Below are 17,996 nucleotides of genomic sequence, written 5' to 3' on the forward strand. Positions count from 1 at the left end.
CTCCCGACAGTAGGTGCGCTCACCCACACGACGACGCGCGGGCACGGTGTGTGACACGTACCCCGAGGGGTAGGGAGGGCGCGACGTCAGGTTCGTGGCGTCCCGGGCAGCGGCAGCCAGTCGAGGACGTCCTGGATCGTGCGGTCCCAGAAGGCCCACTCGTGCGTGCCGGGCGAGAGCTCCGACCGCAGCGCGACGCCGGACTCGCGCGCGACCTGCTCGAACGCCCGGTTGCCGTCGACGAGGAAGTCCTCCGTCCCGCACGCGAGGAACAGGTCCGGCAGGTCCGCGGTGCGCCCCTCGGCAGCGGCCCGACGCAGCAGCGCGAGCAGGTCGTCGTCCGAGCCCGCGATCTCGCGGTCGCCGAACACGCGCTCGATGTCCGGCAGCCGGCGCTCGCGGTACGACTCGTCCGCGAGGTCGAGGACCCCGGACAGGCTCGCGGCCGCCGCGAACCGCTCGGGATGGCGCAGCGCCCACCGGAACGCGCCGTAGCCGCCCATCGACAGGCCCGCGACGAACGAGTCCTCGCGGCGCGACGACACCCGGAAGAACTGGCCGACCAGGCTCGGCAGCTCCTCCGACAGGAACGTCCAGTACCGGTGCCCGTGCACCTCGTCGGCGTAGAAGCTGCGCTCCACGCGCGGCATGACGACGGCGAGCCCCCGGTCGGCGACGTACCGCTCGATCGACGTCCGGCGCGTCCAGATCGTCTCGTCGTCGCTCATGCCGTGCAGCAGGTACAGCACCGGTGCGCCCTCGGCGCGGGCGCTCGCGGAGCCGGCCATCCCGATCTGGGTCGTCGTGGCCTGCGGGAGCACGACGGTCATCGTCGTGCTCACCTCGAGCACGTCGGAGTAGAAGGAGCAGCGGACGAGGGCCACGGTTCGCCTCCCGGCGGGGGTTCGGGGTGGGCCGCGGGGCCCGACGGAGCCCGCCCAGTCTGCCGGACCGCCGTCAGGGCGCGGTGCGCACCGCGTGGTCCGCGCGCCCGCGGGCGAGGAAGGACAGCCGCCGCCCGAGGACCGGCTCGTGCGCGGTGAAGGCCACCGCGAAGAGGAACGTGACGATCACGCTCAGGGCGACGAGCTCGCCGCCGTCCTCGAGCGTCGTGAGGGGCACGTCGAGAGCGGGGACGTCCAGGATCGTGTGGTGGACGGCGTCCAGGACGATCCCGAGCAGCACGAGGACGCCGAACAGCACGACGAGCACCGCGGACACCGCACGGTCCCGGGCAGCGGCGCGCACGTGGGTGAGGGCGACGACCGTCAGCAGGACGAGTCCGACGCCGCCGGTCCAGACGAGCTCGCCCACGTCGTTGGCGAGGGTCCCGAGCGACGGGACCCGCGCGGCGAAGGCCGCACCGAACCGCTCGTGCAGCTGGAACCAGTCGTCCGCGAGCAGGTAGCCGCACACGAGCGCCCAGGCCGCGAGCACCGCGGCCCGACGGCGGACGGCGAGCAGGGCCGCGAGCGCGCCCGCCCAGAGGGACTTCAGGTACTGGACGAGCTCGCCGTAGCCGCGGTCGACACCCAGGTCGAACGTGTAGCCCGACGGCTCCCCGAAGATCTTCAGCGACAGGTGGAGGCCGATGAGGACGAGGTCGGCGAGGAGCAGGAGAGCGAGCAGCCCGCCGACGGGCGCGGCGCCCGTCCCGAGAAGTGCTGCGCCGACGGCGCGTCCGGGTGCGGGCATGGGGTCCTCCTGGTCGTCCTGCGGAGCGCCGGCCGTCGTCACGCGGCGCAGGGTGACGACGATGACGACACCTCATGAACGACGGGTGAACGTGGTGCGGCATCCAGATGGCCGCTGCCGAGGGGAGGTTGCGCGTCGTGTGAGGCATCGCACGGGCCGCGCGCCTCGCGGCACCCGCACATGAGGCTAGCCCGGGCACGCTCAACATCTTCCGGGCGGACGACCCGCGCGTCGCCGAGCTCGACGACTCGCCCGACGACGGCACGTACTTCTGCGGGCTCAGCGAGGAGCGCCTCGGCGAGATCGACACCGACGTGCTCGTCATGTACTTCGGCAGCCCCGACGAGGTCGACGCGTTCACCGCGCTACCGTCCGTCGGCGCGATGGGGCCGGTGCAGCAGGGCCGGTTCGCCCCGATCGTCGGCGAGTCGTTCGTCATGGCGAGCAGCGCCCCGACCGTGCTCTCCATCCCGTGGATGCTCGACCAGTACGTCCCGCGGGATCAGCCGCCCAGGACGTCCAGCAGGCGCCGGACCGACGTCCCGAGACCCCACCGGTCGGTGAGCTCCGCGAGCGCGTCGGGGTCCGCGGGGACGGTCGGGAGCGCGTCGTGGAACTCCCCGACGGGCGCGTCCGGGGCGACGCGCACCACGAGCGGGGCGACCTCCAGGTAGGAGGCCGCCTCCGTGAGCCGACGGCGCTGCGTCGCCGTCAGGCCGGGGTCGCCCGCCTCGCGCGCGGCGAGCACGCCCGCGAGGTCGCCGAACTTCGCGAGCAGCGCGACCGCCGTCTTCTCCCCGATGCCGGGGACGCCCGGCAGGCCGTCGCTCGGGTCGCCGCGCAGCACCGCCATGTCCGCGTACGCCGCGCCGGTCGTGATCCCGTACCGCTCTGCGAGGCGCGCCTGGTCGACGACGTCGAGGTTCCGCACGCCCTTGGTCGGGTAGAGGATCCTGACTCCCGCGGCGTCGTCGACGAGCTGGAACAGGTCACGGTCGCCGGTGACGACCTCGACGGCGGCACGTCCCGAGGGGTCCGGCGCCGCCCCCTCGGCCGCGCGCCGAGCGACCTCGCGCGCGGTGAGCGTGCCGATGACGTCGTCGGCCTCGTAGCCCGCCGCACCGACGCGTGCGATGCCCAGAGCCGCGAGCACGTCGACGATCACCGGGACCTGCGCGACCAGCTTCTCGGGGACCTCCTCGACCCCGGTGGTCCCGGGGACCTTCTCGGCCACCCGGTGGGCCTTGTAGGTCGGGATCGCCTCGACGCGGAACGCCGGGCGCCAGTCGACGTCCCAGCACGCGACGAGGCGCGACGGTCGACGGTCCGTGACGAGCGTCGCGATCATGTCGAGCAGGCCGCGCACCGCGTTGACCGGCGTGCCGTCCGGGGCCTTGATCGAGTCGGGGACCCCGAAGAACGCGCGGAAGTACAGGCTCGCGGTGTCGAGCAGCATGAGCTCGCCGCCCGCCGTCGCGCCGCTGCCTGCCGGGTCGCCCGCCGGGCCGCTCGAGAGGGCGCCGTCGTCCGTGCTCTGCGTCATGCCGCCATCCTGCCGCACGCCTCCCGCACCGTCGCCCGCCGACCGCGGAATCGGTCGCCACGCGTCGTGGTGCGAGGAGGCCGGGTCGTTCAGGTGCGCCAGGCCGGGTCGAAGTCCGGGTGCTGGGCGTAGGGCGTGGCGAGTGCTCGCAGGATGCGGTCGCCGACGAAGGCGATGCCGCTCTCGGCGCGGTCGTTGCTGTCCCGCTCGAGGTCGGCGGTCATGTCGTACCCGGTGGCCTCGTACGCGAGGGTGATGATGCGCCGTTTCACCGCGCACTCGGTCAGCAGCCGCGCCCGTGACCACGGGGCCGGTGGTCCCGACCCGTCCTCCAGGGTCGCGCACGCTGCTTCGTCCTCGTCGATCCGGGCGAGCAGGAACTCGGTCAGCGCCATCTCCCCATCCTCCCACCCGCTGCTCGACGCTCCCCGGCAGACGCAGCGAGCAACCCTCCCCGGTGTAGTGTCGAGGTGTGGTTGATCGCCGGATCGGCCCACGTGACGCCGATCGAGTCGGCTCTCGGACGCAGGGCGAGACCGTCGTCCCGGACGAGGACACCTCGATTGCGCGCTGGGACGACGACGGCGGTCATGAACCCGACCTGGAGGATGAGTCCCCGATCTCCTTGAGTGGGACGCCTGGCGCCTCACCGACTGCCACGACGGCAGCGGACGCGAGCCGGGGGCCCGGCTCCGAGCATCGGACGACGCCATGAGCACCACCACACCTACCCCCACCTCCTTCGGGCGGGTCCAGGACACCGCGCTCCAGCTCCGGGGAGTCTTGGACACCGCGCTGCCGCGCGAGCTGGGCACGGAAGCCGAGCCCCAGCTGTACACCGTGACCGCCGTGTTCTCCCGCCGGGTGTCCGGTCCGGAGCAAGCGCTGCTCGAGCTCCCTGCCGTCACTGCGCTGCTCGCCGATCACGGGTATCCGGGGATCGTGCTCCGGGTGGAGGACCGGCGCCTGCTCGTCGAGAACACGAACCTCGCCATGCTCTCGGGGGGACTGGCCCACGAGATCGCGACGGTTCTGCGTGACGTCGAGGAGACGATCACGAACGAGCGGACGCGCAAGGCCGACGAGCTGGCCGAGTGGCGCGCGGCCGAGGTGCTGCGCACGGCGAGCGTGAAGGCCGAGGCCGACCATGTCCGCTTCGAGTGAGGCGCAGCAGCCCCTGGCGCCGACGGTCCGGACCGCAGCCCGTTCGACGGCTCGGGACTACTCGGTGCTCGCGAAGATCGTGCGGGAGTCCGGCCTGCTGCGCCGGCGGTACGGCTACTACTGGACCCGGCTCGTCCTGACGGTCGTCGCGCTCGGCGCGGTCTGGGTGGGGATCGTCCTCGTGGGCGACTCCTGGTGGCAGCTCCTCCTGGCCGTGGTGCTCGCGCTCGTGCTCGCCCAGCTCGCTTTCCTCGGCCACGACAGCTCCCACCGGCAGGTGTTCCGTTCCCGTGCCTGGAACGACTGGACCGCGCGCATCCTCGCGAACGCGCTCGTCGGGCTCAGCCACGCCTGGTGGACCGCGAAGCACGACGCCCACCACGCCGCCCCGAACCAGGAGGGCCACGACCCCGACATCTCACCGGGCGTGATCGCGTTCACGCCCGCCGTCATGGCGAGCCGCCACGGCTGGCGAGGGTGGCTGGCCCGTCGGCAGGGCTGGTACTTCTTCCCCCTGCTCGCCCTCGAGGGCCTCCACCTGCACGTCGCGAGCGTGCGCAGGGTGCTCGGACGCGGGCCCGTGCCCCATCGTGGCGTGGAGGTCCCCGTCCTGCTCTCGCGGCTCACCCTCTACCTGGTGGCACTGGCCCTCCTGCTCCCCCCGACCGTCGCGGCGGCGTTCCTCGCGGTCCAGCTCGCGGTCTTCGGCATCCTGCTCGGGGGCGCGTTCGCACCGAACCACAAGGGCATGCCGATCGTCCCGGCGACGGCCGACGTCGACTTCCTGCGCCGCCAGGTGCTCATGTCCCGCAACATCCGCGGCGGCGCCGTCGTCGACTTCTTCATGGGCGGTCTCAACCGCCAGGTCGAGCACCACCTGTTCCCGAGCATGCCGCGCCCGAACCTCAGGCGCGTCCAGCCCCTCGTGCGCGAGTACTGCTCCCAGCTCGGCGTGACGTACACCGAGGTCCGGTTCTTCGCCTCCTACCGGATCGTCGTCCAGTACCTCAACGACGTCCCCGGCCGTGCTCGCGAACCGTTCTCCTGCCCGCTGGCCGCCAGCCTCGGTCGGTAGGGAGGTCGTCCGGCACGCGCACAGCGGCTCCCAGGTTCGCTCCCAGGTGCGAGGCGTAGGGTCACGGTATCCGCGGCGAACGTGCCCCGTCTGAGGTGCGCGGGCCCGGAACCACGAGGAGGCCGCCATGGCCACCACCCCGCTCAGCTCCGCGACGAACGGGCAGCCCACCGCTGCCGTGTCGGGCAGCCGCCCCGACTCACGCGTGTCCCGCACGTCGGGCAACCCGACGCGGACTCCTCGGACCCGCACCGGAGCCACGTGGGTCGGCCTGTGCGTCGCCGCCCTCGTCCTGGTCGCGCTCATCGTGTTCATGCTGCAGAACACTCAGTTCGTGCTCGTCTCGTTCCTGGGCTGGCAAGGCTCCGTCCCGCTCGCCCTCGCCCTGCTCATCGCGGGAATCGGCGTCGGGATCGTCGCCCTCGTCGTCGGCACACTCCGCATCCACCAGCTCCGCCGACGCCTCGCGCACCGCGTCTAGCCCTCGCGCGGAGTCGACCGACGGGCGCGCGGAGCCCCGGTGCGAGCCGCGCCGGCCTCGCCGTCGGGCGGCTCTCGCGGTTCACTGGTGCGCGGAGGTGAGCGTCATGTCCACGACGACGCGACGAGGAGCCGTTGCGGCTCTCGCCATCGCAGTGCTCCTGCTCCTGGGGGCCTGCGCCGCCGGGCCGAACGTCGCCGCCAACCCCGGCGGCTACGGTTTCTGGTGGGGCCTGTGGCAGGGGGTGATCCTGCCGATCACGTTCATCGTGTCGCTCTTCACCGACACGGTGAGCATCTACGAGATCGACAACAACGGGAACTGGTACGACGTCGGGTTCATGCTCGGCATCGCGCTGTTCTCGGGGCCCGTGATCGCGCTGCGCGGGCGTCGGTCCTGACGGCCCGCGGCCTCAGGCCTTCGCCGTCGCGGGCTTCCCGACGCGACCCGAGACGAGGAACACCGCGAGGACCGCGAGGGCGACGAAGACGACGTTGAACGTCCCCGCGAAGGCGTTGAGCGCGTCGGACCCGGCGTTCGCGCCGTGGGTGTCGATCCCGCCGGTCGCGAGGATCGTCGTCGGGTCGGTCGCGGCGTGCAGGAGGATCGCGGGCACGATGCTGCCGGTGATGCGCATCGAGAGGTACATCATGGTGCCGAACCCGAACGCGAAGACCACCGTCGTGCCCACGGTCAGGAGGTCCTGCCCCGAGACCAGGTTCGACGCGTGCAGGAGCGCGAAGAGGAGCGACGACAGCACCATCACGACCTTCTCGCCGTAGCCCGCCCGGCGGAGCATCGTCACGGCGACGCCGCGCGTCAGGACCTCCTCGGCGAACCCGATGCACAGGCCGAGCGCGAAGACGGTGAGGATCACCGTGACGTCGTACGACGACCAGTCCGTCGCGACGAGGTGCAGCACGACCGGCACGAGCACGAGGACGACCGCGACCCACATCCACGGGCGGCCCGCGACAGGCTGCGGACCGAACACCTCGCGCCGCCAGCGCATCGTGGACAGGAAGGCGACGAGCAGCAGGCTCATGACGAGGATCGGCAGCAGCAGCCCGAAGAACACGTTGCCGGAGGAGTCGAGGAGCTCCTCGCCGCTGTCCGGGCCCAGCCTGCTGAGTCCCACGAGCTGTCCGAGCCCGAGGTACACCGCGATGTAGAGGACGGCGAAGAGGAACGCGCGCCACCAGCCGCCGCGGTCCCAGAAGCGCTGCCAGCCCGATCGCGGGGTGGCCTGCTCGATCGATCCCGTCACCTCGGTCATGGGCCCTCCTCGTTCGTCGTCGTACGGCCGTCGGCGCCGGCCGATCGGTGCGAACGAGCGCGCCCGACACGCCGAGCGTAGGGAGCGGACGCGACGTGCGCGCGGCGAGGCAGCGAGGCGCGTCCCGGAGGAGAGTCGGCGGTCGTCGGGGCGTCAGGGAGGGCCGGAGGCCCGGCGGCCCGGGCCGGCGTCACGAGTCGGCCTCCGGCGGCGCACCGCCGCGACGACGAGCGGGAGCCCGACGAGCGTGGGCAGGAACCAGAACGACCAGTCCGGGAGGTGCTCCCAGAGCGGCAGGTGGGGACCGTTGTCGACGTAGAACGCGGTGAGCATCGTCACGTACGCGACCGACATGAGCACGAGGTGCGCGGTGTCGCTCCCGTGGCGACGACGGTTGCGCCAGCCGGCGACCCCGGCCGTGACCGCGACCGCGCCGAGCAGGGCGAGGTGGACCGTGGCGGGCCACCGGATCACCGCCATGACGGCCATGGTGACGAACAGCGCGACGAGCCCGCCGAGGAAGGTGCGCCCCGCGCCGACGTGCCAGGTGCCGCCCTTGCGCGACAGCATCGCGACGAGCCCGGCGACCACCGAGGTGATGCCCGCCGCGACGTGCACCAGCAGGGCGGCGCCGAAGAGCGGGCCGGCGTCCGGGACCGGTAACCCGGGGATGTCGATCACGGCCGCCTCCGGGAGGCGAGGGTTCCGCCTGGTCAGCGGGTGCCGGCGGTCTCGGCGAGGGAGGCCGCGAGCCGGGCGAGCGCGCCCGGGACGAGCGAGTAGTACGCCCAGCGGCCGCGCTGCTCGCGGGTGAGCAGACCGGCGTCGACCAGGATCTTCAGGTGGTGGCTCACGGTCGGCTGGGAGAGGCCGACCGGCTCGGTGAGGTCGCACACGCACGCCTCGCTGCCGTCCTGCGCGGCGACGATCGCGAGGAGCTGGACCCGGGTGGGGTCCGCGAGGGCCTTGAAGGTGCGGGCGAGCTCGCGCGCGGCCTCGGGCTCGACGGCCTGCGTGACGGGTCCGCAGCAGCCGGCGCCGTCGCCGACCGGCGCGAGGGTCAGTTCGGTCGTCGTCATGCCCACCATCCTCGCACAGATTGACAACCTTCGATATGTGCTCCACGATGCTCACATCGACAACCTTCAATGCGAGGAGTGGTGATGGTCGAGGTGGTGCGGGACGAGCTCCCGGTCGTGGTGATCGGAGCGGGTCCGGTGGGTCTGGCGGCGGCAGCGCACCTGCTGGAGCGGGGGCTCGAGCCCGTGGTGCTCGAGGCGGGCGAGGGGCCCGGAACGGCCGTGGCGTCGTGGGGCCACGTGCGGCTGTTCTCCCCGTGGCGGTACGACGTCGACCCTGCGGCTCGCCGGCTCCTCGAACCGACGGGTTGGGTCGAGCCGGATCCGGACACCCTGCCGACCGGTGGGGAGCTCGTGGGTCGGTACCTGGCGCCGCTGGCCGCGACGCCGGAGATCGCGGCGCGACTGCGCACCGGGACGCGGGTGCTCGCGGTCGCGCGCGACGGGGCGGACAAGACGCGCTCGCTCGGACGGGACCGCCGCGCCTACCGCGTGCGGACGGTCGGCGCCGACGGCGCGGTGCGCGACGTGCTGGCCCGCGCCGTGGTCGACGCGTCGGGCACGTTCTCGACGTCGAACCCGCTGGGGGCCTCGGGCCTGCCCGCCGTGGGCGAGGCGCAGTCGGCGGAGTTCGTGACCGGTCCGTTGCCGGACGTGCTCGGCGCCCAGCGCGACCGGTTCGCCGGCCGCGACACGCTCGTCGTCGGGATGGGGCACTCCGCGGCGAACACGCTCCTGAGCCTCGTCGAGCTCTCCGAGTCCGAGCCGAGGACCACGATCACCTGGGCGATCCGCGGGGGTTCCGCGCGACGCCTGTTCGGCGGCGGCTCCGACGACGAGCTTCCCGCCCGCGGGCTGCTCGGCACGCGCCTGCGGGCCGCCGTGGAGGCTGGGCGCCTGACGCTGCTCACGCGCGTCTCGATCGAACGGCTCGTGCCCGGTGCCGGGAGCGTCCAGGTGCTGGGGACCGCGCGGGACGGGGCGCTGCACCTCGAGGTGCACCAGATCGTCGACGCGACGGGCTTCCGGCCGGACCTGGACATGCTGCGCGAGGTGCGCCTCGACCTGGACCCGGTCGTGGAGGCGCCCCGGGCGCTGGCCCCGCTCATCGACCCGAACCAGCACTCCTGCGGCACCGTGCCCCCGCACGGGGAGCAGGTGCTCGCCCACCCGGACGACGGGTTCTACCTCGCCGGCATGAAGTCCTACGGGCGCGCGCCGACCTTCCTGCTCGCCACGGGCTACGAGCAGGTGCGTTCGATCGCCGCGGCACTGGCCGGGGACAGGGCCGCGGCGGACGCGGTCGAGCTGAACCTGCCCGCGACCGGTGTCTGCTCGAGCGACCTGGCCCTGGAGGCCGACGGCGCGAGCGCGGCCGGGTCGTGCTGTGGCACCGCCCCGGCCGAGCCGCAGCTGGTCACCCTCGGAGTCGGGGCACCTGCCGGTGTCGGGTTCGCGACCGGCGTCGTGCACGGCCGTTCGGGCGACGCGGACCACGGCTGAGCGCCCGGCCGCGCGTCGGGTCCGGGTGGGACCGGCGCGCGGCCGGCTCCTCAGCCGCGCGGGAGAGCGACCGGGGCGACGCCGAGCTCGTCGAGGAGCGTCAGCACACGGGTGCGGATCTCGTCGCGGATGGGGCGGACGGCGTCGATGCCCTGGCCGGCCGGGTCCTCCAGGGCCCAGTCCTCGTACCGCTTGCCGGGGAAGATCGGGCAGGCGTCGCCGCAGCCCATGGTGACGACGACGTCGGACGCCTGGACCGCCTCGGTCGTGAGGACCTTGGGCTGCTCGGCGCGGAGGTCGATGCCCTCCTCGAGCATGGCCTCGACGGCGACGGGGTTGATCTGGTCCGCCGGGGCCGAGCCGGCGGAGCGGACCTCGACCGCCCCGCCGGACAGGGCGCGCAGGTACCCCGCGGCCATCTGGGAGCGGCCGGCGTTGTGGACGCAGACGAACAGGGCGGACGGCTTCGCGATGGTGCTCTCGGTCATGATGGTCTCCGGTGGTTCAGGGGGTGGCAAGGTCGAGGTCGGGCAGGAGGTCGGTGAGGAGGGCGCGCACGCGGCTGTCGAGCTCGTCGCGGATCGCGGCGACCCCGGCCGGGGACGCCAGGGCGGGGTCGCCGACGAGCCAGTCCTCGTACCGCGTGCCGGGCAGGATCGGGCACACGTCGCCGCAGCCCATCGTGACGACGACGTCCGCGGCGCGGACGGCGTCGTCGGTCAGCGGCTTGGGGTAGGCCTCGCCCTCGGTGGTGCCGAGCGCGGCGAGCTCGGGGCGCACCGCGGGGTGCACGTCCGCGGCCGGGGTCGACCCGGCCGAGCGCACCACCACCCGGTCGCCGGCGTAGCGGCGGACCAGGGCGGCGGCGAGCTGCGAGCGTCCGGCGTTGGCGACGCAGACGAACAGCACCTGCGGACGTGCGCCCGCCTCCCGGGTGAGGTCGGCCAGGCGCTGGCGGGCGAAGCGATCGGTGAGGGTGAGCAGGTGCGCGGAGACCGTGGCTGAGAGGGCAAGTGCCGTGTAGGACTCGCGCACGGTGCGCAGCACGACGCCTGGTTCCAGGGCTGGGTGGCGGACGGCGAGGTCGGTCGCGAGATGGTCGAGCGCGGCGTCGACGTCCTCCGGGCCGGTGAGCTCGTGCGGGCGGCCCAGGGCCTCGAGCGCGGCGGGGGCGAACGACTCCAGCAGGGTGGTGACCGCGGCCCTGTACCCGGGCGCGATGCGGTACCAGACCCAGGTGCCGCGCCGCTCGGAGGCCAGCACCCCCACGTCGCGCAGCACCTTCAGGTGGTGGGAGACCGTGGGCTGGGACACGTCGGTGAGCGCGGCGAGGTCGCACACGCACGCCTCTCCGGACGCGGAGGTCGCGATGAACGAGAGCATCCGCAGGCGCAACGGCTCGGCGAGGGCCTTGAGCGTGGCCGCGACGGCGCCTGCGACCTCGGTGCCGATCGCGTGCGCCTCGACCTGCGCACGGTCGGCGTCACGGACCTTCGAGGAGTCTTGTATCGACATGGCTCTATGTTGACAGGTATCGATACAAGAGCCAAGCGCCGGTCCTGACGTGACAGGGTCTATCGGCTTGAGACCGCCGAGGATCAGGCTGCAGGCTCGTCCCATGACTGCCACCCTGCTCCGTCCCGCACGCCCCGACGACACCCCTGCGCTGGTGGACGTGTGGCGCCGGGCCGTCGAGGCCACGCACCACTTCCTCGCGCCCGACGACGTGCGCGCGCTGGAGGCTGCCGTCCGGGACGAGTACCTGGCCGCCGTCGACGTGACCGTGGCAGAGGTCGACGGTCGGGCGGCGGGGTTCGTCGGGACCGTCGGGCACCGGGTCGAGATGCTGTTCGTCGACCCGGACCTGCACGGACGAGGGATCGGCCGCGTGCTGCTGGCCGAGGCCGGGCGCGACCATGCCGCGCTCGAGCTCGACGTCAACGAGCAGAACCCCGCTGCGCTGGGCTTCTACCGTGCCCAAGGGTTCGTGGTCGTCGGCCGCTCCGCGACCGACGGCCAGGGCCGCCCGTTCCCCTTGCTGCACCTGCGTCGGGAGGCTTGAGGTCTGTCCGCGACCGATGAGCGGGCGCGCCCGCGCCGGTCGACCCTGGGGAGAGCGGGCCGTCCGGCCCGCCCCGACCCCAGGAGGCGACATGCTCGGCAAGGCGTTCAGCGGGTTCTCGGTCGACGACGTCGAGGCGGCGCGGCAGTTCTACCGCGACCGGCTCGGGCTCACCGTCGAGGGCGACGACATGCTGTGGCTCCGGGTGACCGGTGACTCGGGCGTGCTCGTCTACCCGAAGGGCGACGCGCACGAGCCGGCGTCGTTCACCGTCCTCAACTTCCCGGTGGACGACGTCCCTGGGACCGTCGCTGCCTTGCGCGAGCGCGGCGTCGTCTTCGAGAAGTACGCGGGCACCCCGGTCGAGACGGACGACGACTTCGTCTTCCGCGGCGGCGGCCCGCTCATCGCCTGGTTCACCGACCCCGCCGGCAACGTGCTGTCGGTCATCCAGGACGACGACGCCTGAGGACGGGGCTCCCGGTCCAGAGTCGTCCCTCGCGCGACCACGGTTCTGCCTCGTCGGACCGAGGTGCTACCGCTGCTCGCCGAGGCCCTCCTCGCGGGCCCGGACGATCGCGGCGGAGCGGTCGCGGACGGCGAGCTTGGCGAGCACGTTCGCGACGTGGTTGCGCACGGTCTTGGGGCTGAGCACCAGGCGGCGCGAGATGGAGGCGTTGTCGAGCCCGGCCGCGACGAGGTCGAGCACCTCGCGCTCGCGGTCGGTGAGCTGCGGGAACGGCACGCGCGCGGCGGCGCGCCCGCCCACGACGTACGCCATGGCCCGGTCGGCGACGGACGGGGAGAGGATCATCGCGCCGTCGGCCACCGTGCGGACGGCGCGCTCGACCTCCGCGGGGCTCGCGGACTTCACGAGGAACCCGCGCGCCCCGGCGCGGACGGCCGCGACGACGGCGTCCTCGTCCTCGTGCATCGTCACGACGAGCACGCGCGCGCCCGGGGCGGCCCGCACGAGGTCGCGCGTCACGTCCACGCCCGAGCCGTCCCCGAGGTCGAGATCCATGAGCACGACGTCGGGCCCCGCCCCGGGCGGCGCCGGCTCCGCAGCCGGGTCCAGCCCGAGCAGGGCGCGCGCCTCGGCGGCCGACGCTGCCTGCCCGACGACGCGGACGCCGTCGAACGAGTCGAGCAGCGCCGCCATCCCGAGCCGGAACACGGGGTGGTCGTCCACGACCGCGACGCGGATCACGACGCGCCCTCGTGCGCGAGCGACCCGGCCGGGACGAGCGGGAGCGTCGCGCGCACGCGCGTGCCAGGGCGCTCGCCGTCAGGCCGCACGGCGGTGACCTCGAGCCGCCCGCCGAGCTCGTCGGTGCGCTCGCGCAGCGACCGCGAACCGACGCCGTGGGTCGCGTCGGGCGCGATGCCGCGCCCGTCGTCCTCGCACGTGACGACGACGCCGCGGTCGCCGAGCCGGACGGTCAGGCGGCACTCCCCGGCGCCGGAGTGCCGCGCCGCGTTGACCACGCTCTCGCTCGCGATCGCGTAGGCGGCCGCGGCGACGCGCGGATCGAGGCCGTCGCACGGGTCGCACCGCACGTCCACGACGAACCCGCCGAGCGCCTGACGGCCCGCGAGCTCCCCGAGCGCGACCTCGAGCCCGTGCTCGTCGAGCGAGGGCGGGAGGAGGCTGCGGGAGAGCGCGCGGACGTCCTCGACGCGCTGCGCGACCTCGGCACCGAGCGCGTCGAGCACGGCGGCGGCCGCGGCGGGGTCCGTCTCGAGCGTGTTCCGCGCGCCCTGGAGACCCAGCCGCAGGCCGACGAGCCACGGCCCGACGCCGTCGTGCAGCTCGCGGCGGATCACGCGCCGCTCGGCGAGGCGCGCGCGGGTCGTCGCGTCGCGCGCCTCCTCCAGCTCGCGTGCGCCCTGGGCGAGGGCGAGGCCCGCGCCGAGCACGGGGAGGAGCTGGTCCAGCGCGTCGCGCGTCCGGGCGTCGAGCCGCTCGCCGGCCCGGGCGACGACGTGGACACGGCCGAGCACCCGTCCGCCGTGCGTCACGGGCAGCGAGGCAGTCTGCCCGGTCGAGCGGGAGGTCGGCCCGGACCACGTCGGTCCGGACAGGTCCTCGGAGGCGCCGGGCTCCGTCGGACGGTCCGGGGTGCGCTCGATCGTCACGCTCTCCAGGCGCAGCGCCTCGCGCACACCGACGGCGAGGCTCACGACGAGGTCGTCGGCGGTCGACGCCGACGACAGGTGCCTGCCGACGCTCAGCGCCGCCCGTCCCGGGTCGTTGCCCTCGCCGTAGACGAGCGTGCGGACCCGGTGCCGCAGCCACGTGTGCAGGGGCTGCACCGCGAGCGCCACCCCGACCGCAGCGACGACCTGCGCGGCGGGGCCGTCGACGACCGTCGTCGCGAGCACCACGACCACCGCGTAGACGACCGCGAGGCCCACGGCCAGCATCGCGGCGACGGTCGCGCGCGACAGCACGAGGTCGATGCCCCACAGCCGGTTGCGCAGCACGCACACGAGGATCGCGGCGGGGAAGAGCGCCTGGCACGCGAGGTGCGTGAGGGGGAGCGCGAGGATCACGTCGGGGCTCGACCAGGTTCCCAGCAGCGGGAGGAACGACAGCGCCATGAGCGCGGTCCCGAGGGCGAGCAGGCCCAGGCCGCGGCGCTCCTCGACCGGCCCGCGCCGCCAGCGCCAGGCCGTCGCCGCGGCCGTGACGAGCCCCATGACGACGACGCCGAGGATCGCGGGGCGCGGGTCGTCCGGGGGCGCGAGGAAGAAGTAGGCGATCGACGCGACGCCGCCCGCGACCCCGCACCACGCGCCGGCGCCGAGCCGCCCGCCCCGCACGAACCACGGGACGAGGACGAACAGCCCGACCGTCCCGGGGACCCACGCCCACCCGTAGGCGTCCGCGAGCGGCGTCAACGGCGGCATGCCGGGGTGGGTCGAGGTGTAGCTGCGCCACGCGCCGCCCAGGGCGGCGACCCCGCCGCCGATCCCCGCGAGCGCGACGAGCCACCCGACGACGTGCGGCCTGCGCACGAGGATCACCGCCGCGACGGTCCCATAGACGAGCGCGACGGTCGCGTCGACGACGACGAACAGCAGGTCGCCCAGCAGCAGCGGCACCCCGGACGTGAGCTGGAGCGCGAGCGCGGACACGCCGAGCACCCAGGCGAGGACGCCGATCGTCCAGCCCGTGCGGGGCATCCCGGCGCGGCCGGGCCCGGGGTCGGCCACGGGCCCACGGTAGGGCCGCGGCACGCGCGGCGAGAAGGGCCCGGGCGGGAGATCACCCGGTGCCCGACGGCGCCCGGGCAGCGGGCGTCGTCGGGCACCGGGGCGGGGAGTGCCCGGCAGGGTGTCGGCGCTCAGCGCCGGTCCCCGAGGGCGAAGCCGAGCGCGGTGACGAGGAGCCAGATCGGCCCGACGAAGCCCGCCATGTACTGGAGCGGCGACACGCCCGTGAGGAGCGCGAGCCCGCCGAGCACGAACCCGACGACGCCGATCCAGCGCGGCGCGGCCGCGTGCCGCAGGGCGGCGACGCCGAGCGCGACGCCCGCGACGCCCGCGCCGACCCACAGCCACGGGATCGTGGCGACCCAGTCGCTGTAGAACGCGCCCGACTCGGGGACGATGAGCGCGGTGTCGCCGAGGCCGAACAGGAACTGCGTGTCCAGACCCGAGCCGAGCAGCCCGGCGACCGAGACGAGCACGAGGCCCCAGCCCGCGACGGTCGGCAGGAGCGACCCGGCCGGCGCCTGTGCGTCGAGGCGGCGCTTGAGGCCCGCGGCGAACACGAGCACGAGCAGCGCGCACGCGATCGTCGCGGTGTGGAAGAGGATCTGGGTTCCTGTGCGCCCTGCGAGGTCGGCGACGATCGCGTCGGCGTCGCCCGCGGTCTCCTCCCAGTTCACGCCGAGCGCCATCGAGGACTGGATCGAGACCAGGCCGAGCACCCCGGCGACGACGCCGGTCCAGGCCCACGCGCGGGGCGTCGTGCCGCGCGAGCGGCGGGTCGGGTCGCCGGCGAGCGACGACGAGGCGGTGAGCGAGCTGTCCTGCATGAGGGACGACCTTCCGTTCGGGACCGCCCATCCCGCGGCCGGGGACCGCCACGTGCCGCGACGGTCCCCGCAGCGTCGGACGGGAGGCGTCCCGGGTCCCAGGGGCAGGTGTCCCGACCTCCCGGGCAGGTCGGAGGGCTCCGGATGCACGACCCCACCCCCGGTGCCATGCTCCGGACCATGTCGACTCCGAAGCCCGCGACGCCCGCGATCGTCGCGCAGAACTCCGCCCTCCTCCAGACGCTCCCGTTCTCCGACGCCCGAGACTTCGACGACGCGACGCGCGGCCTGGTGGCCCGGCGCGAGCCGAGCGCGGTGACCGCTGACGACGGCCGCGTGGTGTGGGACAACGACACCTACGCGTTCCTCCAGGGCGACGCCCCGGACACGGTGAATCCCAGCCTGTGGCGGCAGTCGCAGCTCGTCGCCGAGCAGGGGCTGTTCGAGGTCACCGACGGCATCTACCAGGCGCGCGGCTTCGACCTCTCCAACGTGACGTTCATCGAGGGCACGACCGGCGTGATCGTCCTCGACCCGCTCATCTCGACCGAGACGGCGGCGGCCGCGCTCGCCCTGTACCGCGAGCACCGCGGCAACAGGCCCGTGACGGGGATCATCTACACCCACTCGCACGTCGACCACTTCGGCGGGGTCAAGGGAGTGACGTCCCAGGAGGACGTCGACGCGGGGCGGGTGCCCGTCGTCGCGCCCGAGGGCTTCACCGAGCACGCGATCGCGGAGAACGTCTACGCGGGGACGGCGATGGCCCGCCGTGCGGGCTACATGTACGGCGCCGCGCTCGCCCGGGGTCCGCAGGGGCAGGTGGGTGCCGGGCTCGGGCAGACGACGTCGACCGGGACGGTCACGCTCATCCCGCCGACCCTGTTCGTCACGACCACCGGCCAGGAGGAGACGGTCGACGGCGTCCGGATGGTCTTCCAGATGGCGCCGGACACCGAGGCGCCGTCGGAGATGCTCATCTGGTTCCCCGACCACAAGGCGCTGTGCGCGGCTGAGGACGCGACCCACACGCTGCACAACCTGCTGACGTTGCGCGGGGCCGTGGTCCGCGACCCGCACGTGTGGTCGCGCTACCTGACGGAGTCGATCGACCTGTTCGGCGCCGAGGCCGAGGTCGTGTTCGCGTCGCACCACTGGCCGACGTGGGGCTCGGAGCGGATCGTCGAGTACCTGTCGCTCCAGCGCGACCTCTACGGGTACCTGCACGACCAGACGCTGCGCCTGCTCAACCAGGGCCTGACGGGACCCGAGATCGCGGAGCAGATCGTGCTGCCGCCCGCCCTCGAGAACGCGTGGCACGCGCGGGGCTACTACGGGTCGGTGAGCCACAACGTCAAGGCGATCTACCAGCGGTACATGGGCTGGTTCGACGGGAACCCGGCTCACCTGTGGGAGCACCCGCCGGTCGAGCGGGCCCGGCGCTACGTCGAGCTCGGTGGTGGTGCGGACGCCGTCGTGGCGACGGCACGGGCGGCGTTCGACGGCGGGGACTACCGCTGGGTCGCCGAGCTGCTCAACCACGTGGTGTTCGCCCAGCCCGACCACGCCGCCGCGCGCGAGCTGCTGGCCGACACCTACGAGCAGCTCGGCTACGGCGCGGAGAACGGCACCTGGCGCAGCTTCTTCCTGTCCGGGGCGACCGAGCTGCGCGACGGCCCGTTCGGCACCCCGACGGCGACGTCCGCCCCCGACATCCTCGCCGCGCTCACCCCGACGCTGCTGTTCGACGCGCTCGCGGTGCAGATCGACGGTCCGCGCGCATGGGACGAGGACCTCTCGATCGACGTCGTGCTCACGGACTCGGGCGAGCGCTACCGCCTGTGGCTGCGCAACGGCGTCCTCTCGTACAGCGCCGCGCCGCAGCGGGGCGACGCGGACGCGACGCTGACGGCCACGAGCACGGCGCTCCCGGCTCTCGCCACGGGCGCGGCCACGCCGGCCGCCCTCGCGGCCGCGGGGATCGAGGTCGCCGGGGAGGCGGGCGTGCTCGCGCGCCTGACCGCCGTGCTCGACCCGGGCGACCCGGACTTCGCGATCGTCACTCCCTGAGC

General features: G+C 73.9%; 20 protein-coding genes. 8 read left to right on the plus strand and 12 right to left on the minus strand.

The features are described 5' to 3' along the window. Window positions 1-86: 86 nt before the first annotated feature. The 4 genes from ACN9MS_RS01030 to ACN9MS_RS01045 form a co-directional block, all read right to left on the minus strand. Window positions 87-884, minus strand: a complete 798-nt coding sequence (locus ACN9MS_RS01030) for an alpha/beta hydrolase (protein WP_426310328.1) — start codon at window positions 882-884, stop codon at window positions 87-89. Window positions 885-957: 73 nt separating this feature from the next. Continuing rightward, window positions 958-1,737 (minus strand): hypothetical protein, encoded by a 780-nt coding sequence (locus ACN9MS_RS01035; protein WP_426310329.1) that lies wholly within the window; start codon window positions 1,735-1,737, stop codon window positions 958-960. 460 nt (window positions 1,738-2,197) lie between these two features. Next, window positions 2,198-3,151 carry a 5'-3' exonuclease gene (locus ACN9MS_RS01040; protein ID WP_426311791.1) on the minus strand — a complete coding sequence of 318 codons (954 nt, stop codon included), beginning with the start codon at window positions 3,149-3,151 and terminating at the stop codon, window positions 2,198-2,200. A gap of 176 nt (window positions 3,152-3,327) precedes the next feature. After that, window positions 3,328-3,633, minus strand: a complete 306-nt coding sequence (locus ACN9MS_RS01045) for a DUF6221 family protein (protein WP_426310330.1) — start codon at window positions 3,631-3,633, stop codon at window positions 3,328-3,330. A 316-nt stretch (window positions 3,634-3,949) separates the two neighbouring features. Between ACN9MS_RS01045 and ACN9MS_RS01050 the strand changes: the two genes are divergently transcribed. From ACN9MS_RS01050 to ACN9MS_RS01065, 4 genes are all read left to right on the plus strand, one after another. Further along, the gene (locus tag ACN9MS_RS01050; protein ID WP_426310331.1) at window positions 3,950-4,402 is read left to right on the plus strand and encodes a hypothetical protein; all 453 of its coding nucleotides are present in this window, start codon (window positions 3,950-3,952) and stop codon (window positions 4,400-4,402) included. After that, window positions 4,386-5,477 (plus strand): fatty acid desaturase family protein, encoded by a 1,092-nt coding sequence (locus ACN9MS_RS01055; protein WP_426310332.1) that lies wholly within the window; start codon window positions 4,386-4,388, stop codon window positions 5,475-5,477. The genes ACN9MS_RS01050 and ACN9MS_RS01055 overlap by 17 nt, the downstream gene beginning before the upstream one ends. A 127-nt stretch (window positions 5,478-5,604) precedes the next feature. Continuing rightward, entirely contained in the window at window positions 5,605-5,958 is a 354-nt protein-coding gene (locus tag ACN9MS_RS01060) for a LapA family protein (RefSeq protein WP_426310333.1), read from the plus strand. A 106-nt stretch (window positions 5,959-6,064) separates the two neighbouring features. Then, on the plus strand, window positions 6,065-6,358 hold the full coding sequence (locus ACN9MS_RS01065; RefSeq protein WP_426310334.1) for a hypothetical protein: 294 nt from the start codon (window positions 6,065-6,067) through the stop codon (window positions 6,356-6,358). A 12-nt stretch (window positions 6,359-6,370) separates the two neighbouring features. Here the strand turns inward: ACN9MS_RS01065 and ACN9MS_RS01070 are convergent, their stop codons facing one another. The 3 genes from ACN9MS_RS01070 to ACN9MS_RS01080 form a co-directional block, all read right to left on the minus strand. Beyond that, the gene (locus ACN9MS_RS01070) at window positions 6,371-7,234 is read right to left on the minus strand and encodes a CPBP family intramembrane glutamic endopeptidase (protein ID WP_426310335.1); all 864 of its coding nucleotides are present in this window, start codon (window positions 7,232-7,234) and stop codon (window positions 6,371-6,373) included. Window positions 7,235-7,387: 153 nt separating this feature from the next. Beyond that, on the minus strand, window positions 7,388-7,915 hold the full coding sequence (locus tag ACN9MS_RS01075; RefSeq protein ID WP_426310336.1) for a hypothetical protein: 528 nt from the start codon (window positions 7,913-7,915) through the stop codon (window positions 7,388-7,390). 32 nt (window positions 7,916-7,947) lie between these two features. Continuing rightward, window positions 7,948-8,313, minus strand: coding sequence for an ArsR/SmtB family transcription factor (locus ACN9MS_RS01080; protein ID WP_426310337.1), 366 nt, complete (start codon window positions 8,311-8,313; stop codon window positions 7,948-7,950). 84 nt (window positions 8,314-8,397) lie between these two features. On the opposite strand from ACN9MS_RS01080, the gene ACN9MS_RS01085 reads away from it, so the two are divergent. Then, the gene (locus ACN9MS_RS01085; protein ID WP_426310338.1) at window positions 8,398-9,816 is read left to right on the plus strand and encodes an FAD-dependent oxidoreductase; all 1,419 of its coding nucleotides are present in this window, start codon (window positions 8,398-8,400) and stop codon (window positions 9,814-9,816) included. 50 nt (window positions 9,817-9,866) lie between these two features. Here the strand turns inward: ACN9MS_RS01085 and ACN9MS_RS01090 are convergent, their stop codons facing one another. Continuing rightward, window positions 9,867-10,304, minus strand: coding sequence for an arsenate reductase ArsC (locus ACN9MS_RS01090; protein WP_426310339.1), 438 nt, complete (start codon window positions 10,302-10,304; stop codon window positions 9,867-9,869). Window positions 10,305-10,320: 16 nt separating this feature from the next. Beyond that, window positions 10,321-11,331, minus strand: coding sequence for a metalloregulator ArsR/SmtB family transcription factor (locus ACN9MS_RS01095; RefSeq protein ID WP_426310340.1), 1,011 nt, complete (start codon window positions 11,329-11,331; stop codon window positions 10,321-10,323). A 103-nt stretch (window positions 11,332-11,434) separates the two neighbouring features. Between ACN9MS_RS01095 and ACN9MS_RS01100 the strand changes: the two genes are divergently transcribed. Both ACN9MS_RS01100 and ACN9MS_RS01105 read left to right on the plus strand, forming a co-directional pair. Continuing rightward, entirely contained in the window at window positions 11,435-11,878 is a 444-nt protein-coding gene (locus ACN9MS_RS01100; protein WP_426310341.1) for an acetyltransferase, read from the plus strand. A gap of 91 nt (window positions 11,879-11,969) precedes the next feature. Continuing rightward, window positions 11,970-12,347 carry a VOC family protein gene (locus tag ACN9MS_RS01105; protein ID WP_426310342.1) on the plus strand — a complete coding sequence of 126 codons (378 nt, stop codon included), beginning with the start codon at window positions 11,970-11,972 and terminating at the stop codon, window positions 12,345-12,347. 66 nt (window positions 12,348-12,413) lie between these two features. On the opposite strand, the gene ACN9MS_RS01110 is transcribed toward ACN9MS_RS01105, so the two are convergent. The 3 genes from ACN9MS_RS01110 to ACN9MS_RS01120 form a co-directional block, all read right to left on the minus strand. Then, window positions 12,414-13,088: a response regulator gene (locus ACN9MS_RS01110; RefSeq protein WP_426310343.1), complete on the minus strand. Its 675-nt coding sequence runs from the start codon at window positions 13,086-13,088 to the stop codon at window positions 12,414-12,416. Next, entirely contained in the window at window positions 13,085-15,097 is a 2,013-nt protein-coding gene (locus ACN9MS_RS01115) for a sensor histidine kinase (protein WP_426310344.1), read from the minus strand. The genes ACN9MS_RS01110 and ACN9MS_RS01115 overlap by 4 nt, the downstream gene beginning before the upstream one ends. Window positions 15,098-15,228: 131 nt before the next feature. After that, on the minus strand, window positions 15,229-15,924 hold the full coding sequence (locus tag ACN9MS_RS01120) for a hypothetical protein (RefSeq protein WP_264030890.1): 696 nt from the start codon (window positions 15,922-15,924) through the stop codon (window positions 15,229-15,231). A 180-nt stretch (window positions 15,925-16,104) separates the two neighbouring features. Here ACN9MS_RS01120 and ACN9MS_RS01125 point away from each other — a divergent pair, with 180 nt between their 5' ends. Continuing rightward, on the plus strand, window positions 16,105-17,994 hold the full coding sequence (locus tag ACN9MS_RS01125) for an alkyl/aryl-sulfatase (protein WP_426310345.1): 1,890 nt from the start codon (window positions 16,105-16,107) through the stop codon (window positions 17,992-17,994). The last annotated feature ends 2 nt before the right edge of the window (window positions 17,995-17,996 follow it).

Origin of the sequence: Cellulosimicrobium sp. E-16, from assembly GCF_049913115.1 — a bacterium.
Taxonomy (GTDB): domain Bacteria; phylum Actinomycetota; class Actinomycetes; order Actinomycetales; family Cellulomonadaceae; genus Cellulosimicrobium.

Coding starts and splice junctions, on each gene's coding strand:
- ACN9MS_RS01100 (WP_426310341.1), top strand. CDS start 11,435: ATGACTGCCACCCTGCTCCGTCCCGCACGCCCCGACGACACCCCTGCG.
- ACN9MS_RS01040 (WP_426311791.1), bottom strand. CDS start 3,151: ATGCTGCTCGACACCGCGAGCCTGTACTTCCGCGCGTTCTTCGGGGTC.
- ACN9MS_RS01060 (WP_426310333.1), top strand. CDS start 5,605: ATGGCCACCACCCCGCTCAGCTCCGCGACGAACGGGCAGCCCACCGCT.
- ACN9MS_RS01065 (WP_426310334.1), top strand. CDS start 6,065: ATGTCCACGACGACGCGACGAGGAGCCGTTGCGGCTCTCGCCATCGCA.
- ACN9MS_RS01085 (WP_426310338.1), top strand. CDS start 8,398: ATGGTCGAGGTGGTGCGGGACGAGCTCCCGGTCGTGGTGATCGGAGCG.
- ACN9MS_RS01095 (WP_426310340.1), bottom strand. CDS start 11,331: ATGTCGATACAAGACTCCTCGAAGGTCCGTGACGCCGACCGTGCGCAG.
- ACN9MS_RS01120 (WP_264030890.1), bottom strand. CDS start 15,924: ATGCAGGACAGCTCGCTCACCGCCTCGTCGTCGCTCGCCGGCGACCCG.
- ACN9MS_RS01125 (WP_426310345.1), top strand. CDS start 16,105: ATGTCGACTCCGAAGCCCGCGACGCCCGCGATCGTCGCGCAGAACTCC.
- ACN9MS_RS01090 (WP_426310339.1), bottom strand. CDS start 10,304: ATGACCGAGAGCACCATCGCGAAGCCGTCCGCCCTGTTCGTCTGCGTC.
- ACN9MS_RS01045 (WP_426310330.1), bottom strand. CDS start 3,633: ATGGCGCTGACCGAGTTCCTGCTCGCCCGGATCGACGAGGACGAAGCA.
- ACN9MS_RS01105 (WP_426310342.1), top strand. CDS start 11,970: ATGCTCGGCAAGGCGTTCAGCGGGTTCTCGGTCGACGACGTCGAGGCG.
- ACN9MS_RS01050 (WP_426310331.1), top strand. CDS start 3,950: ATGAGCACCACCACACCTACCCCCACCTCCTTCGGGCGGGTCCAGGAC.
- ACN9MS_RS01055 (WP_426310332.1), top strand. CDS start 4,386: ATGTCCGCTTCGAGTGAGGCGCAGCAGCCCCTGGCGCCGACGGTCCGG.
- ACN9MS_RS01070 (WP_426310335.1), bottom strand. CDS start 7,234: ATGACCGAGGTGACGGGATCGATCGAGCAGGCCACCCCGCGATCGGGC.
- ACN9MS_RS01080 (WP_426310337.1), bottom strand. CDS start 8,313: ATGACGACGACCGAACTGACCCTCGCGCCGGTCGGCGACGGCGCCGGC.